This is a genomic window from Vibrio sp. Vb0667 (assembly GCF_033391095.1).
In genome coordinates, this window is record NZ_JAWPOL010000398.1 from 1 (window position 1) to 1042 (window position 1042).

At 48.0% G+C, this 1042-nt stretch carries 1 pseudogene; it reads right to left on the reverse strand.

The features are described 5' to 3' along the window. Positions 1-1042 (reverse strand): annotated as a pseudogene (locus R8269_RS26200) (DNA polymerase I); the annotation flags it as partial.

Here is a 1042-nt window from a genome sequence, read left to right on the forward strand (position 1 = left end):
CGTAAGCTTTTTGTTCAAGCTCTTCTAAACGGGCCGCGATTTCTACCGATTGAGCGCTCAGCTTCATGTCATCAATCAGAACACCAGTGCGCTCAATGCGAGACAAAACAGGGACTAGCGGCATTTCGATTTCTTCGTAAACCGATTTTAGCTTTTCATCTTGTTCGATGTTAGCAAACAGACGATTGTGCAAGCGAAGCGTGACGTCTGCATCTTCAGCTGCGTATGGCGATGCTTGCTCAAGCTCGATTTGGTTGAAGGTCAGTTGGTTTTTACCTTTACCCGCGATTTGTTCGAATGAAATGCAGCTGTGTTGTAGGAAACGAAGTGCCAAGCTGTCCATGTCGTGTTTGCCGCCTACGCTGTTGTAAACGTAAGACGCCAACATAGTGTCGTATTTGATGCCTTTCATCTCGATGCCGTAACGTGCCAGCACAGACGCATCGTATTTTAGGTTCTGACCGACTTTCGCTTGAGCGTCGTCTTCAAGAATTGGTTTCAGCTGCTCCAGAACCCAATCGCGATCCAGTTGCTCTGGCGCATCCAAATAATCGTGTGCGACAGGGACATAAGCCGCAATACCTTCATCGATAGCAAATGACAAACCGACGAGGTTCGCCACCATGTAATCAAGGCTGTCCGTTTCGGTATCAAAGGCAAACAGCTCTGCCGCTTTGAGTTTTTCTAGCCACGCATTGAAAGAAGCTTCGTCCAAAATGGTTTCGTACTGACTGCGATCAATCGTTACCGCTGAGGTTTCCATTTCAGCATGCGAAGAAGAAGATGATGCTTGCGCAGAGCCTGCAAGTTCAACCGCTTCGACAGTGCCTGAGCCGCCTTCAAGCAATTCGTTCAGCCAAGACTTAAACGTCAACTGACCATACAGTTTGATCAATTCGTCTTTGTTTGGCTCTGCTTTCAGTAGCGACTCTGGTGTTTCTTCCAGTTCCACATCCAGCTTGATGGTAGCCAGCTCATAAGACAGCATAGCGTTGTCTTTGTTGTCGACCAGCTTCTTCGCCATGGTTTTCGAACCGCGGAA